Genomic DNA, 13,186 nt, shown 5'->3' on the forward strand with positions numbered 1-13,186 from the left:
TGACGTGACCAGCGTGGGTGCGGCCTGCGCGCATGTGATGCTGACGGCCGATCCCCATGCCAAGCGCGTGGCAGCGCGGTCCGTCGCGCGGGCATGGCGGCTGGGACGGCTGGCGCATCGGTTCGACGTGGCGATGCCCGATCGCCCTGCGCGGCCCGATGCGCCGGTGCTGCTCCCGCCGATGCAGATGCCCCGGCGCGGTAAGATGGGGTCGCCCCGCGCGCGCATCGCCATGCTGCACGCGCTGGCTCATATCGAATTTGTCGCGATCGATCTGGCGTTCGATCTGATCGGGCGCTTCGGCGATCAATTCCCGCCTGCCTTCACCGATGACTGGATGCACGTCGGCGCGGATGAGGCGATGCATTTTGCATTGCTGGATCGGCGCCTGCATCAATCGGGCAGCCATTATGGCGCGCTGCCCGCCCATGACGGATTGTGGCAGGCCGCCGAAGCGACGGCGGGTGACGTGCTGGCCCGGCTGGCTGTCGTGCCGATGGTGCTCGAAGCACGCGCGCTCGACATCACCCCCGCGACGATCGAGCGGTTCGAAGGGGCAGGGGACGATGTGTCGGCAAAGATATTGGGCCGAATCATGAAGGACGAGATTCGCCATGTCCGCGCGGGTACGAAATGGTTCATTGCGGCGACGAACGGATCATCGGTATCGGCGGAACACACCTATCAAAATCTGGTTCGTCAGTATTTTCAGGGGTCTGTTAAGCCACCGTTCAACGACTCGGCGCGTCGACAGGCCGGTTTGACCCAGGAATTTTACGCAGCGCTTGCAACATGAACGGGGATTTGCAGTCTGCATCCGGCGGGGGCGATCACAGTCGCCAAAAAATTAATCACGGGAAGCGCCGAGGGCCAATCAAGGCTCCGGTTTCATAAGTCGGGGTCTGCATGTCGGTTCTACACTCGGTCAATTCTCGTGGTGGACGTTTGTTCCGGTCCTCCGTAAAAACCATCAAATTTTTTGCAGGATTGGGAATGGTCGGCGCCTTGCTCGCCGCTGTCCCGGCACAGGCCGACAGCCGCAACACCGATGATCCCTATGGCGACGCTTCGGAAATCAACACCAGCGCTCTTGGTCCAAAGGACGTTGGCTTCTCCACCCTCTTCACCAGCCTTCAGCGCCTCGATGGCAATGCGACTACCGCCGCCTACATTCCTTCGGGCCGCCCGGTCGAAAAACTCGCACTGACCTCCAACTTCGGCCTTCGCTCCGACCCGTTCAATCACTCAGCCCGCATGCACAAGGGCATCGACATTCCCGGTCCCGTCGGCACGCCGATCCACGCCACCGCCGATGGCATTGTCAACCGCGCAGGCTGGGCCAGTGGTTATGGCAACCTGATCCAGATTTCGCACGGCAGCGGCATGGAAACGCGCTACGGCCACATGTCCAAACTGCTGGTGCCCGCCAACAGCTTCGTGAAGCGCGGTCAGATCATCGGCCTGATGGGGTCGACCGGCCGCTCGACCGGCAGCCATCTTCATTATGAAGTCCGCGTCGATGGCGCGGCGATCAACCCGCTGCCTTTCGTGGCCGGTCCCGACTATCTGGTGGCGGTGAATACCAAGCCGCCTCTGGCCATGGGTGGCCCGACCCCCGCACAGGAAAAAGCCGCCGATTGATCGACAATCGAACGATTTCGCAAAGGCCCGGCGCCCCATGGGTTGCCGGGCCTTTTGCTTGACCCTATCTAGGCGCGTATGGCCGACATCGATCTCACTCCCTCCGCCGCTGCCCGTGTCGCGACGATCGCCGCGAAACAGGGCAAGCCCGCGATCCTGCGGCTGGCTGTCGAAGGCGGCGGCTGCTCGGGCTTCCAATATCGCTTTGGCCTTGCCGACGGGGTAGAGCCGGACGATCTGGCCGTTGAACGCGACGGCGTGACACTGGTGGTCGATGACGTCAGTCTGGATCTGGTGCGCGGATCGGCGGTCGATTTCGTATCCGACCTTGGCGGCGCGGCCTTCAAAGTGACGAACCCCAACGCCACGGCCGGTTGCGGCTGCGGCACCAGCTTTTCGGTCTGATAGCCAAGCGCGTGTCTTCGCTTTAGGGACGTGTGCAAGGAGAATCGTCCATGCACATCGCCACCTTCAACATCAACGGCATCAAGGCACGCCTGCCGCGCCTGCTGGAATGGCTGGACGAAACGCAGCCCGACGTCGCCTGCCTTCAGGAAATCAAGACGTCGGACGACACCTTCCCGGTCAAGGACATCGAAGCCGCTGGCTATGGTGTCATCTGGCACGGTCAGAAGGGCTTCAACGGCGTTGCAATCCTGGCGCGGGGGCAGACCCCGGTCGAGGTACGACGCGGGCTGGAGGGCGAAGTAGAGGACGAGCATAGCCGCTATCTGGAGGCCGATGTGAACGGCGTCCGCATCGCCAGCATCTACCTCCCCAACGGCAATCCGCAGCCCGGCCCGAAATTCGATTACAAGCTGCGCTGGATGAAGCGGCTACGCGATCGCGCAGCCGAAATCTGGGCAGAGGAAGTGCCTGCCGTGCTGGCGGGCGACTATAATGTCATTCCGCGCGATGTGGACACCTACTCGGTCAAGGCGATGGCCGACGATGCGCTGATGCAGCCCGAAAGCCGCGCCGCCTACCGACGCCTGCTCAACGACGGATGGACCGATGCGCTGCTCACACGCCATCCGGCGGGTGGCGTATGGACCTTCTGGGACTATCAGATGAACGCCTGGCCTCGTGACGCGGGCTTTCGCATCGATCATCTGTTGCTCAGCCCCTCTGCCGCCGATCGTCTGGCCGACGCGCAAGTCGATCGGGACTTTCGCGGCCGGGAGAAAGCCAGCGACCACGCGCCGGTCTGGGTGAAATTGAAAATGTGAAAAGCTGTGGTTCTCACTCGCTAAATTGACGCGCGGAAAACCATCGAAATGACCGCGATTCAGGCCGCCAGACGCAGGAATGGCACCGGCTGGGTCGATCGCAAAACGATCGGCTTGCCCTCCGATGCTTCGAACAGTTCGCCATCCAATATGACGCTGCTGTGATGGCCTTCGATGCGGATCGTGTCACCCTGCTCCAGATGGATGCCATGCATCTGACTCTTGCCAACCCGGCCCCAGATACTGGCCCAGACGAGGCGCAGCAGGGCGGGCAGGTTCTGGTCCACCGCCATCAGCTTCATGTTGCCACGGCGGCTATCGCCGGGGTCCACGCCCAACAGCAGTCGTTCCAGCGTGGTGACGATCAGGACGGCAAAACGCCCGACCAACTGCCCGTCGCGAATCAGGGATATGCTCACCGGATTACCCGAAGGCGGCAGGAACTTGGCGCGGAAGCCAAACAGCAATGAAAACACAACTGCGAGCGCGGTGATAACATGGCTCAGGCCATTGGACAGGCCGAGCGGGTAAATCTGGTTGCGGCAATAGAGCATATAATCGGCCAGCCCAGCGCCACCCAGAAACATGCCGAGCACCGGACGGCTGCCGATCGCGCCATCCGACAGCGCGATCAGTTCACGCGCGACGACATGATTGTCCACGCCCGCCTTGGCGATCTCCACGATCCGCTCCAGCGCCTTGATGGGGTCGCCATGAATGCCCAGGTCGAGCGCAATGAGGTTGGTCTTGCCATTGGGCAGTACAGCGATCGGCGGCACCCGACCCTTGAAATGCTCACCCTGATACAGCTCCGTCAGCGCCGCCTGCACCGTGCCGTCACCGCCATTGACGACGATGACGACGGGATCGACGCGGGCGATAGTCTGGAGCGCGCGACCGATCTGTTCGACATGCTCCACTTCATAATGAAAAATGTCGGGATTGCTGGCGCAATAGCTGCGGATGCGCGGAAGGGTCTGCCGGTTGCCCGTGGATTTCGGATTGGACAGGAGTGCGACGCAGACCATTGGCTTCGATCACATATATTTGAGGTTGATCGTGATTTTCGTCACGCCCGGCCCGGCATAGAAGGCCGCTTTTTCGACGCCCGGCTTGCCCAGGTTGAAAATATTGATCGACGGATTATTGGAAAACCCGCCGCCGTCCCGTGCAAAGTCTGTCTTGCCGTTCCCGTCGCGATCATGGCGCACGGCGATGCCATATCGGCCCGGTTGCGGCACTGGCACGCAAAACCGCATGCCGCCATTCGCAGGATGGACCGGTGCTTCGATGCGGTTGATCCACGCACCTTTGGTCAGCCACGCGTCCCGCGTACCGGGATAGGACTGCACGCGCACCGAACCGGTCGCAGCAGCGAAGCCACGCACATCGACCAGCACAGCTGGTCCTTTCGCACCGGCGTTGCACCGTTCGAGGTCGTTGGCGATTTCCTGGCCATGGGCCATCGCCGGGGTGGTAGCGATGACCGCTGCCCCCAACATCAGACCCACTGCAAATTTCAACATGACCATTAGACTCCTGGAAGCTATAGCCGCCCGACAGGCCGGACGGCTGGCCCCTGTTCGCCCCGCAATAACTGACTCGCATATGGGCGGGGTTTGCGGCCAAAACATGGTGATGGGACGACGACTTAGAGAATGCTGACCGCCACCGACCGTTATCTCGCCCGCCTGATCGCCGTGCCTATGCTGGCTACACTGGTGATCGCCGCGATGCTGCTGGTGCTCGACAAGATGTTGAGCCTGTTCGATTTCGTCGCGGCGGAAGGCGGACCGGTCAGCGTCGTGTGGCGCATGCTGGCCAGCATGCTGCCTGAATATCTGTCGCTCGGCATCCCGATCGGATTGATGCTGGGCATCCTGCTGGCGTTTCGCAAGCTGGCCATGTCGTCAGAACTGGACGTGATGCGCGCGGTGGGCCTGTCCTATGGGCGGCTGCTGCGCGTGCCCTATATGTATGCGATCGCGCTGGCGCTGCTCAATTTTGGTATCGTCGGTTTCGTTCAACCCTTGTCCCGCCACGCCTATGAAGCCTTGCGATTCGAACTCCGGTCGGGCGCGCTGGGCGCGTCGATCAAGGTCGGTGAATTTACCAGCCTCGGCAAGCGGATGACGTTGCGGATCGAGCGCAGCCTGGACAATGGCCGCAATCTTCAGGGTATTTTCGTCCGTGCGATCAGTAGCGACGGGCAATCGGTCGCGGTAACGGCGGCGCAGGGCAAGTTCCTTGCGACCGATGACCCGGATACGATCATCTTTCGACTGCGCGATGGCGTGCTGGTCAATGACGCACCCAAATATAAGACGCCGCGTATCCTGTCCTTTTCCAGCCACGATCTGCCGATCGACCTGCCGCAGATTGAGAGTTTCCGCGGGCGCGATAATGACCGGGAGCAGACGATTCCAGAATTGGTCGTGATCGGTCGCAACAGCGCTACGCCCGAAAAATTGCGCGATGAAGTGCGCGCCAATTTCCACTACCGAATGGTCGAAGTGGTGTTCATGATGCTGTTGCCGCTGGCGGCGTTGGCGTTCGCCATTCCGCCCAAACGATCCAGTTCTGCGTTGGGCGTATTCCTGTCGATCGTCTTCATTGTGACCTATCATAAGATCAATCAATATGGCGAAAGCATCGGTGCGCTGGGCAAGGTCGATCCGATCATCGCCTTATGGGGACCGTTCATATTCATGTCGGGCCTCGTCTTATGGATGTATCATGTGATCGCTAATCGCCCCGGTGGCCAACCGATCGCCGCGCTGGAATTCGCCTTCGCCACGCTCGGCAAGCAGGTCGTGCGCATGTTGCGGTTCGGCAGACGGCCCACCCCAGTGGACGGAGACGCGTAGACCATGCAACTCGCATTTTTTCCGTCACGCCAGATCAGCTGGTATATGGCGCGTCAGTTTCTGACGCGGACGCTGGTGGTTCTGTTGCTGCTGGTCGTGGTTCTTCAGACGCTCGATTTGCTAGGCGAATCCGGGGATATTTTGGCCTATCCCGGCAATGGCGATCCGCAATTATGGCATTATGTCGGCCTGCGCGTGCCGCAGATCATCGCCCGTTTTCTGCCTTTTTCGGTGTTGCTGGGGACGTTGGTCATGCTGGCTACGCTGAACCAGAATAGCGAAATCATTTCGATGAAGGCGGCGGGTCTGTCGGCGCATCAAATTCTGGCACCGCTCGTCGCGGCGGCGCTGGGGGTGGCGCTGATCAGCTATGCTTTCAACGAACGGATCGTGGCGCGCTCAACCGCTGCGCTTGCCGCCTGGCAGGCGGTCGATTATGGCCCAGTCCCGCCGGACAAGGGGGTCAAAAGCAATCCGTGGGTGCTCGACGGCAATAACCTTGTCAGCGTGGCGATCGTCGCCGGGCGAGGCACGCAGGTGCAGTTGCGCAAGATTGAAATCTTCAATCGCATCAACAATAGCCTGACGACCATCATTCAAGCGCCGCGCGGCCATTATGACGCGCCGAGCAAAAGCTGGGTGCTGGAGGGCGCGACGCAGTTCGACGTTGCGCGCGGTACGATGACCAACATCGGCACTGTTCGCTTTGGCCGCGATATCCGCCCAGACCAGTTCACTCTAGCGAAGGTCGATCCTGACGCGTTGACCTTCAGTGAATTGCAGTCTGCGATATCCGATCTGCATGATGCTGGACGGCCCACTGCTGAGCTTCAGGCTAATCTATGGCACAAGCTGTCCGGGCCTTTGTCGGCGCTATTGATGCCAATCCTGGGTTCAGTCGCGGCCTTTGGTCTTGCCAGATCAGGGCAATTATTCGTGCGGGCGGTGATGGGAATGGCGCTGGGTTTCGCTTATTTCGTTGCGGATAATTTCTCGCTGGCGATGGGAAGCCTGGGCGCATACCCGCCCTTCCTGGCTGCCTGGGCACCCTTCTTCCTGTTCCTGTTGGTCGGCGAAACCGTTTTATTCAGGACGGAAGAATGAGCAAAAAACCCCGGCGGGCAAGGGATGCCGCCGGGGTCCATTGGGGTGTTCCGATCCTCCGGGGGAGGAGAAGAGCGATCGGAACAACCGTGATATGGGATCGATTTTTCCAGTTTCAATGTGCAACGTAATAAAATAGTCGGCTTAGCGAACCGTCATAGTGCTCCGCGCAATCTTGCTGACCAGCGGCAACAGTCCACGATAATTGCCGCGATGATAGGAGGATTCGCCCTCCAAAATCGCGATCAAGCGCCGATGCGCCTCAGCCAGGGCGTGATACGGAACGCTCGGCAGTAAATGATGCAAAGCGTGATAGCGAAGCCCAACCGGCGCCCACAAAGCGGGCAGGTGACCAGGCGGCGGCACATTGACCGAATCGAGATATTGCGCGGTGACGGTCATCGGCTCGCCTTCATTCTCCCACAAATGCGCGACCAGCGTGCGCACCTGGTTGATGACCGTCATGGCCGAATGAACGGCCATATAGACGAGCAATGGCTTCCACCCGGCCACGAACACGCTGCCCACTAGCGCCAGCGCGAAAAGGCAAGCGCCCGCTTCCTGCCACGCCCATTGCCGCGCAAAGTCGCCTTCGGGCGCACGGCGGCGATAGGCCGGATTGATCGATAGCGCTGAAAATTCAGCGACGACCTTGCTTCGCAGTGGTGGAATAATCAGTGACGCTGGTGTCAGTAAGCCAAAGCGCAGGATCAGGCCGATCGGCGCGAGCGAGGCAATAAGGATGAACAGCGGCAGCGACCATGGCTTCATCAGTGCAAGCGGCAGATATTCAGGGTCGTCAGCCGTGCCATAACGCGTACGCGCATGGTGCTGGGTATGTACGCCTTCATACATGAACGACGGTATCATCAGCGGGATGCCGACAGCGAGATTCCAGGCCAACCTAAAGCCCGGTAAAGCGTCCTTGCGGATATGGGTCAATTCATGAATGAAGCTGGCTGCCCGATAAAGAGCCAGCATCGAAACTACGCCACAGGCGATAGCGGCGCCGACATGATCGGCCATTATGGCACCCGCCAGTCCGGCATAGCCGATCAGCGCAGACGCCAGCATGTCTGCCCAATATATGCGCGGATTGGCAGTCGATAGCTGGCGCGTCAGGTCGGCTGCGGCACGCAACATGGCCGCATCGTCGGGGATGGTCGCGCGCGCGCGCTGAGCGGCGGTCAATATAGGATCATGCACAGTCATGCGTCGCTTTTAGACTCCAAATGCGCTGACATCGTGGCAGCACCGTGACATCGCCATCTTATGCGCAGGCCCTGTACCTGAGATTGACTTTGCGCCGACAAGAGCCGAATTCCACCGCAAATTTCCAAGGAACGACGGCAGTCATGGCGCAAGATAATCTGGTGATCACTCCCGTGTCCGGCAAGGCCGATCTCAAAGCCTTTATCGACCTGCCTTGGCGCATCTACGCCGACGATCCAAACTGGGTGCCCCCGCTCAAGGCTGAAGTGAAGGAATTGCTGACGCCGGGCAGGAACCCGTTTTTCGGCCATGCAGAAGCACAATATTTTCTCGCACGTCGTAATGGTCACGTAGTCGGCCGTATTTCCGCCCATATCGATCATCTGGCACTGACCCAGCCCGTTGAGCAGGGCATGGGGCCAGGGACCGGCAATTTCGGCATGTTCGAGGCGGAGGATGCATCGGTCGGCGCGGCGCTGATCGCGCGGGCCGAGGACTGGCTGCGCGACAAGGGCATGACCCGTTCGCTTGGGCCGATCTCGCTTTCTATCTGGGAAGAGCCGGGGCTGTTAGTGGAGGGGCATGATCATCCCCCTACGGTCATGATGGGCCATAACAGCCCCGCCTATCAGGCGATGATTGAAGCGGCGGGCTATGTGCTGGCAAAAAAACTCCAGACCTATGAATTGGACATCACCAACGCGTTCCCGCCGCTGATCCAGCGTATCATCGCATCGGGGGAGAAGAACCCGCGTATTCGCATCCGCAAGGTGGAGAAGGCGAAGTTCGACACCGAAGCGGCGATCATCCTGTCGATCCTGAACGACGCTTGGGGCAACAACTGGGGCTTCGTGCCGATCACCGACGCGGAAATCGCGCATACGGGCAAGAAGCTGAAGCCGATCGTCTTTGAAGATTTGATTATGATCGCGGAGCTGGATGGCGAACCGGTAGCGTTCATGATGACGTTGCCAGATCTGAACGAAGCGCTGGCGCCGCTAAATGGCGCATTATTTCCATTCGGTTGGGCCAAGCTCCTTTGGTGGCTGCGTAAGCCCAAGGTGCGTACAATGCGCGTGCCGTTGATGGGCGTAGTGCAAAAACTCCAGTCGTCGCGCATGGCCAGCCAGCTTGCCTTCATGATGATCGAAACGATCCGGCTGGAAGCGGTGTCGAAATATGAATCGACGCGCGGGGAGATCGGTTGGGTGCTGGAGGATAATCAGGGCATGAACGCTATCGCCGAAGCGATTTTGAGTAAGGTCAACAAGGTCTATAATATTTACGAAAAACCGCTTTGAGAAGTTTCACCGGGTCGCCCAGTCTGCCGGGACCGCGACGTCCACTGCACCGGCCGCGATGCGTACGGTGACGGGTGTGCGGGCCAGCACTTCGCCATCAATGGAGATGCGCTGGGGCGGGCGGGCGTCGATGGTGAAGGATTTCCCGTGAAATTCCTGTGTGTTTGAATCGCGGTCACGCAGTTTGAAGAATTTGGCGTACCAGTCCCAGGCGAGGCGCATGTGGCTGCGCCCGGTTACGGTCTGCACGACGATTTCGCCGGTATCGACATCGGCATTGTCGGATAGTTCGACCCCGCCATGGAAGGGACCGTTGAGGATGCGCACTTCGGTCGACCACATGCGCTTTTCTTTTTCGCCATCGCCTATGGTCAGGCGAAAGGCGCGGAAGCCGACCGAACATTTGACCGCCCAGACGAGATAGCCGATCCGTCCCAGATAGCGTTTCAGCTTATGCGGCACCGTCTGGCCGATCATAGGCGACAGGCCAAGCGAAGCGGCGTTGACGAAATAATCATCGTCGATCATGCCCAGATCGACGCGGCGGCGCTTGCCGGTGGCGATGGCCTGCACCGCGCCGTCAACGTCAAGCGGCAGGCCCAATGTCCGGGCAAAGCTGTTGGCGGTACCAAGCGGCAGCACGCCGAACACGCAATCCTTGCCGACCAGCTCATCGACCGTACCAGACATTGACCCGTCGCCTCCGCCCACGATGACCATTGGGGCGCCATCGGCCACTGCCTTGCGCACTGTCGCATCCATCTGGGTCGGATCTTCGACGGCATGAGCTGCAATCAGGCGGATACCCGCCTGCTCCAGCTTATCCTTGGCTTGCGCAAACATGTCCTGCCCCCGTCGGCTATGGGCGTTGACGACCAGAACGGCGTCCTTGGGAAGGGGGCGAAGCGGTTGATTCGTTTCCATGCCACAACAACTCATTGAAATGCTTTTGGGGTCCAGCGGAAACTCGCCAGCTTTGGATTCGTTACAAGACCATGGCCCGTATCGCGCATCTTTCCGACATTCACTTTGGCGCCAATGATCCCAAGATCGTTGATGCCGCCACCGCATGGCTGGATGAACGGCGTCCCGACCTGATCATCATCAGCGGCGATTTCACGCAGCGTGCCCGGATCGCGCAATTCAAGGCCGCTGCCGCCTGGCTCAACCAGTTGCGGGCGGCGGGGCACAAGCTGCTGGTCGTGCCGGGCAATCATGACATTCCCCTTTATGATGTGGTGCGCCGGTTCGCCGCGCCGCTGGATCGGTATAAGCGGTATATCAGCAACGATCTTTGTCCTTTTTATGAGGATGAGGAGGTTGCCATATTGGGATTGAACACGGCGCGGTCGCTGACGATCAAGGATGGGCGGATCAACCATGACCAGATGGACCGGGTGCGGGCATGTTTTGGACCTGTGCCGCCGGAAAAGACCCGTATCCTTGTTACCCATCATCCTTTGTTTGCCATGCCGATCGGCACGGGCGGCGAACTGAGCGAGGCGGTTGGGCAGCATGATGATGCGGTGGTGGCGATGTGCGAGGCGGGCGTCCACCTGGCGCTCGCCGGGCATTTTCACCGGACTTATGCCGAATCGGCCCGCAAGATGGTCGAGCGGGCGGGCGGTGCGCTGGTGATTCAGGCGGGGACGGCGACGTCCACCCGGTTGCGCAATGATGAGCCGCAAAGTTTCAACTGGCTGCATGTTCGTCGCAACAATGAGATCGAAGTGCAGGTCATCGTCTGGGACGGGGCGGGTTTTCAAAGGGCGAGCCATGTCGATTATCGGCATGACGGCGAGGTGTGGGAAGCGCGGGACATGGCCGAAGGGCCGGTGGTGGGTTCGATGGCCAAACGCGTTACGCGATAGCCATCAAGGCAGAAAAGGGCGGCGCCGTAAGGCACCGCCCAATTTCTTCGGCCATGATCTTTCGATCCGGCCGGATGGTCATGCCCCGCCATCAAGGCAGGGCGTGTCCAATTACTTCAGTTCGACGGTCGCGCCAGCGGCTTCGAGCTGAGCCTTGACCTTGTTGGCCTCGTCCTTGTTCACGCCTTCCTTGATCGCCTTGGGAGCCGACTCAACCAGGGTCTTGGCTTCGGTCAGGCCCAGGCCGGTGATGGCGCGAACTTCCTTGATGACGTTGATCTTCTTGCCACCGTCGCCGGTCAGGATCACGTCGAACTCGGTCTGCTCTTCAGCAGCAGGTGCAGCGGCAGCGGCCGGGCCGGCAACGGCGACGGCAGCAGCGGCGCTAACGCCCCACTTTTCTTCCAGAGCCTTCGACAGCTCGGAAGCTTCGAGAACGGTGAGGGCCGAAAGCTGTTCGACCAGTGCGTTGATGTCTGCCATGTGTAGTATCCTTGTTTGGGGCGATACGCCCCGTCAGATGAGTGTCTAAAAAACGTGTCGGGAGCAGCCTTAAGCCGCTTCCTTCTCCGCATAGGCGTTGAAGACTCGCGCAAGCTGCGCTGCCGGTGCCTGGGTGACGGTTGCGAGCTTGGTAGCAGGGGCGACCAGAAGGCCGACCAGCTTAGCGCGCAGTTCATCCAGCGACGGCATCGATGCCAGGGCCTTGACGCCCTCCGCATCGAGCAGCACTTCGCCCATCGCGCCGCCAACGATTTCCAGTTTATCGTTGGTCTTTGCGAATTCGACCGCAACCTTGGCGGCTGCGACCGGGTCGACCGAGGTAGCAAGGCCGATAGGGCCGGTCAGCAGGTCGCTGATCGAGCCATAGGCCGTGCCGTCAAGGGCGATACGGGCGAGACGGTTCTTCGTAACCTTGAAGGTCGCACCGGCTTCGCGCATTTTCTGGCGCAGGACAGTCGACTGTGCGACGGTCATGCCAAGATTGCGGGTCACGACGACCACGCCAACTTCTGCCAGCTCTGCGTTAAGCGCGGAAACGACCTCAGCTTTCTGATTACGATCCATGCCATTACTCCACTTGCTGTCCGCCGAAAGAATCGACGGACGACTAAAACCCGCGACACGCAGCCGCGGGGTACTGAAAGTCCGAAGGGGAGAGATCGACTGGCCCGCATTCACAAGGAAACCGGGCAGACCCGGATCGGCAAAGCCGTCCGGCAAGAACTTTTCCCCGTCTAGGCTGGACATTAAGAAGGGCATATTCCCTTCACCAACTGTCTCGGACGGAAGACCCAAAGAGGGTCTGCTGGGCGGGCCTTTAGCCGGTGGGGGTGGGGATGTCACGCGGAATCTGATGCGGCGATGAGGGCTGGGACGCGCGTCACTTGCGAAGTTCACAATGTCGTCGCGTGTTTTGCAGCCCAAGCGACGGGGAAGCGACGGCCAGGCGACGGCCAGGCGCCGCTGACGCGCCAGCAGGGTCATAGCGACGCGCCCCGGACGCGACACAGGCGCGACACGAACGCGACAGCCGCGCGTCATCGCCGCGACGGTCAGGTGACGGGGGCGCGCCGGGTTCATGCCGGTCGCGGCGCGGCGCGGCGGGGCGTTTCGGGAGCGAAGGGATCGTTCATGCGCCCGGCATGGATCGCCAGCGCGCGGCCCCATGTCTGGTCGAACGGCGTGCCAGCCAGCCGCGCGCGCAGCCGGTGCGCGCTGGACCGCGACATGCCCACCGCCCGCGCGGCATAGGAGACATTGCCGGTTTCGAGCAACGCGGCGAGGAAGAGACGCTGCTTCGTGGGCGTCCAATAGGTGCGGGAGGGGCGGGGGCCGGGGGTTTTGCGAGGCTGTTCCATCTTTCAGGATAAAGCAGGGGAAATCCTACATTGGAAGGGGGTGTGTGGGGGGAATGGAAGAAGGGTCGGGTGTTCCGGCGCAGGCGGGAACCCAGATCG

15 protein-coding genes are annotated in these 13,186 nt (G+C 60.7%); 8 read left to right on the forward strand and 7 right to left on the reverse strand.

Annotated features, from left to right (window positions below; translation table 11 throughout):
* Positions 1 to 37 precede the first annotated feature (37 nt).
* From WA070_RS15930 to xth, 4 genes are all read left to right on the forward strand, one after another.
* Positions 38 to 796, forward strand: coding sequence for a ferritin-like domain-containing protein (locus WA070_RS15930; RefSeq protein ID WP_422634925.1), 759 nt, complete (start codon positions 38 to 40; stop codon positions 794 to 796).
* Between the two features lie 110 nt (positions 797 to 906).
* A complete protein-coding gene (locus WA070_RS15935) occupies positions 907 to 1,641 on the forward strand; it encodes a M23 family metallopeptidase (RefSeq protein ID WP_422634896.1) in 735 nt (244 codons plus the stop codon).
* A gap of 78 nt (positions 1,642 to 1,719) precedes the next feature.
* Positions 1,720 to 2,046 (forward strand): iron-sulfur cluster insertion protein ErpA, encoded by a 327-nt coding sequence (gene erpA / locus WA070_RS15940; RefSeq protein ID WP_422634897.1) that lies wholly within the window; start codon positions 1,720 to 1,722, stop codon positions 2,044 to 2,046.
* 50 nt (positions 2,047 to 2,096) lie between these two features.
* Complete coding sequence (gene xth, locus WA070_RS15945; RefSeq protein ID WP_422634898.1) at positions 2,097 to 2,870, forward strand: exodeoxyribonuclease III; 774 nt, start codon at positions 2,097 to 2,099, stop codon at positions 2,868 to 2,870.
* 59 nt (positions 2,871 to 2,929) lie between these two features.
* On the opposite strand, the gene WA070_RS15950 is transcribed toward xth, so the two are convergent.
* Together WA070_RS15950 and WA070_RS15955 are read right to left on the reverse strand one after the other, a co-directional pair.
* Positions 2,930 to 3,898: a diacylglycerol/lipid kinase family protein gene (locus WA070_RS15950; protein WP_422634899.1), complete on the reverse strand. Its 969-nt coding sequence runs from the start codon at positions 3,896 to 3,898 to the stop codon at positions 2,930 to 2,932.
* 9 nt (positions 3,899 to 3,907) lie between these two features.
* Complete coding sequence (locus tag WA070_RS15955; protein ID WP_422634900.1) at positions 3,908 to 4,402, reverse strand: DUF2141 domain-containing protein; 495 nt, start codon at positions 4,400 to 4,402, stop codon at positions 3,908 to 3,910.
* Positions 4,403 to 4,528: 126 nt separating this feature from the next.
* Between WA070_RS15955 and lptF the strand changes: the two genes are divergently transcribed.
* Both lptF and lptG read left to right on the forward strand, forming a co-directional pair.
* A complete protein-coding gene (gene lptF / locus WA070_RS15960; RefSeq protein ID WP_422634901.1) occupies positions 4,529 to 5,737 on the forward strand; it encodes an LPS export ABC transporter permease LptF in 1,209 nt (402 codons plus the stop codon).
* A 3-nt stretch (positions 5,738 to 5,740) separates the two neighbouring features.
* The gene (lptG, locus tag WA070_RS15965) at positions 5,741 to 6,841 is read left to right on the forward strand and encodes an LPS export ABC transporter permease LptG (RefSeq protein WP_422634902.1); all 1,101 of its coding nucleotides are present in this window, start codon (positions 5,741 to 5,743) and stop codon (positions 6,839 to 6,841) included.
* 144 nt (positions 6,842 to 6,985) lie between these two features.
* Here lptG and WA070_RS15970 read toward each other — a convergent pair whose 3' ends face one another.
* The gene (locus WA070_RS15970) at positions 6,986 to 8,053 is read right to left on the reverse strand and encodes a fatty acid desaturase family protein (protein ID WP_422634903.1); all 1,068 of its coding nucleotides are present in this window, start codon (positions 8,051 to 8,053) and stop codon (positions 6,986 to 6,988) included.
* Between the two features lie 143 nt (positions 8,054 to 8,196).
* Between WA070_RS15970 and WA070_RS15975 the strand changes: the two genes are divergently transcribed.
* Entirely contained in the window at positions 8,197 to 9,354 is a 1,158-nt protein-coding gene (locus WA070_RS15975) for an N-acetyltransferase (RefSeq protein WP_422634904.1), read from the forward strand.
* A gap of 6 nt (positions 9,355 to 9,360) precedes the next feature.
* Here the strand turns inward: WA070_RS15975 and WA070_RS15980 are convergent, their stop codons facing one another.
* A complete protein-coding gene (locus WA070_RS15980) occupies positions 9,361 to 10,278 on the reverse strand; it encodes a diacylglycerol/lipid kinase family protein (protein WP_422634905.1) in 918 nt (305 codons plus the stop codon).
* Between the two features lie 71 nt (positions 10,279 to 10,349).
* Here WA070_RS15980 and WA070_RS15985 point away from each other — a divergent pair, with 71 nt between their 5' ends.
* Complete coding sequence (locus WA070_RS15985) at positions 10,350 to 11,225, forward strand: metallophosphoesterase family protein (protein WP_422634906.1); 876 nt, start codon at positions 10,350 to 10,352, stop codon at positions 11,223 to 11,225.
* Positions 11,226 to 11,336: 111 nt separating this feature from the next.
* Here WA070_RS15985 and rplL read toward each other — a convergent pair whose 3' ends face one another.
* From rplL to WA070_RS16000, 3 genes are all read right to left on the reverse strand, one after another.
* A complete protein-coding gene (rplL, locus tag WA070_RS15990) occupies positions 11,337 to 11,708 on the reverse strand; it encodes a 50S ribosomal protein L7/L12 (RefSeq protein ID WP_422634907.1) in 372 nt (123 codons plus the stop codon).
* Between the two features lie 69 nt (positions 11,709 to 11,777).
* The gene (gene rplJ / locus WA070_RS15995; protein ID WP_422634926.1) at positions 11,778 to 12,293 is read right to left on the reverse strand and encodes a 50S ribosomal protein L10; all 516 of its coding nucleotides are present in this window, start codon (positions 12,291 to 12,293) and stop codon (positions 11,778 to 11,780) included.
* A 512-nt stretch (positions 12,294 to 12,805) separates the two neighbouring features.
* Positions 12,806 to 13,087 (reverse strand): LysR family transcriptional regulator, encoded by a 282-nt coding sequence (locus WA070_RS16000; protein ID WP_422634908.1) that lies wholly within the window; start codon positions 13,085 to 13,087, stop codon positions 12,806 to 12,808.
* Positions 13,088 to 13,186 lie beyond the last annotated feature (99 nt).

It is taken from the genome of Sphingobium sp., assembly GCF_049304695.1.
Lineage (GTDB): Bacteria > Pseudomonadota > Alphaproteobacteria > Sphingomonadales > Sphingomonadaceae > Sphingobium.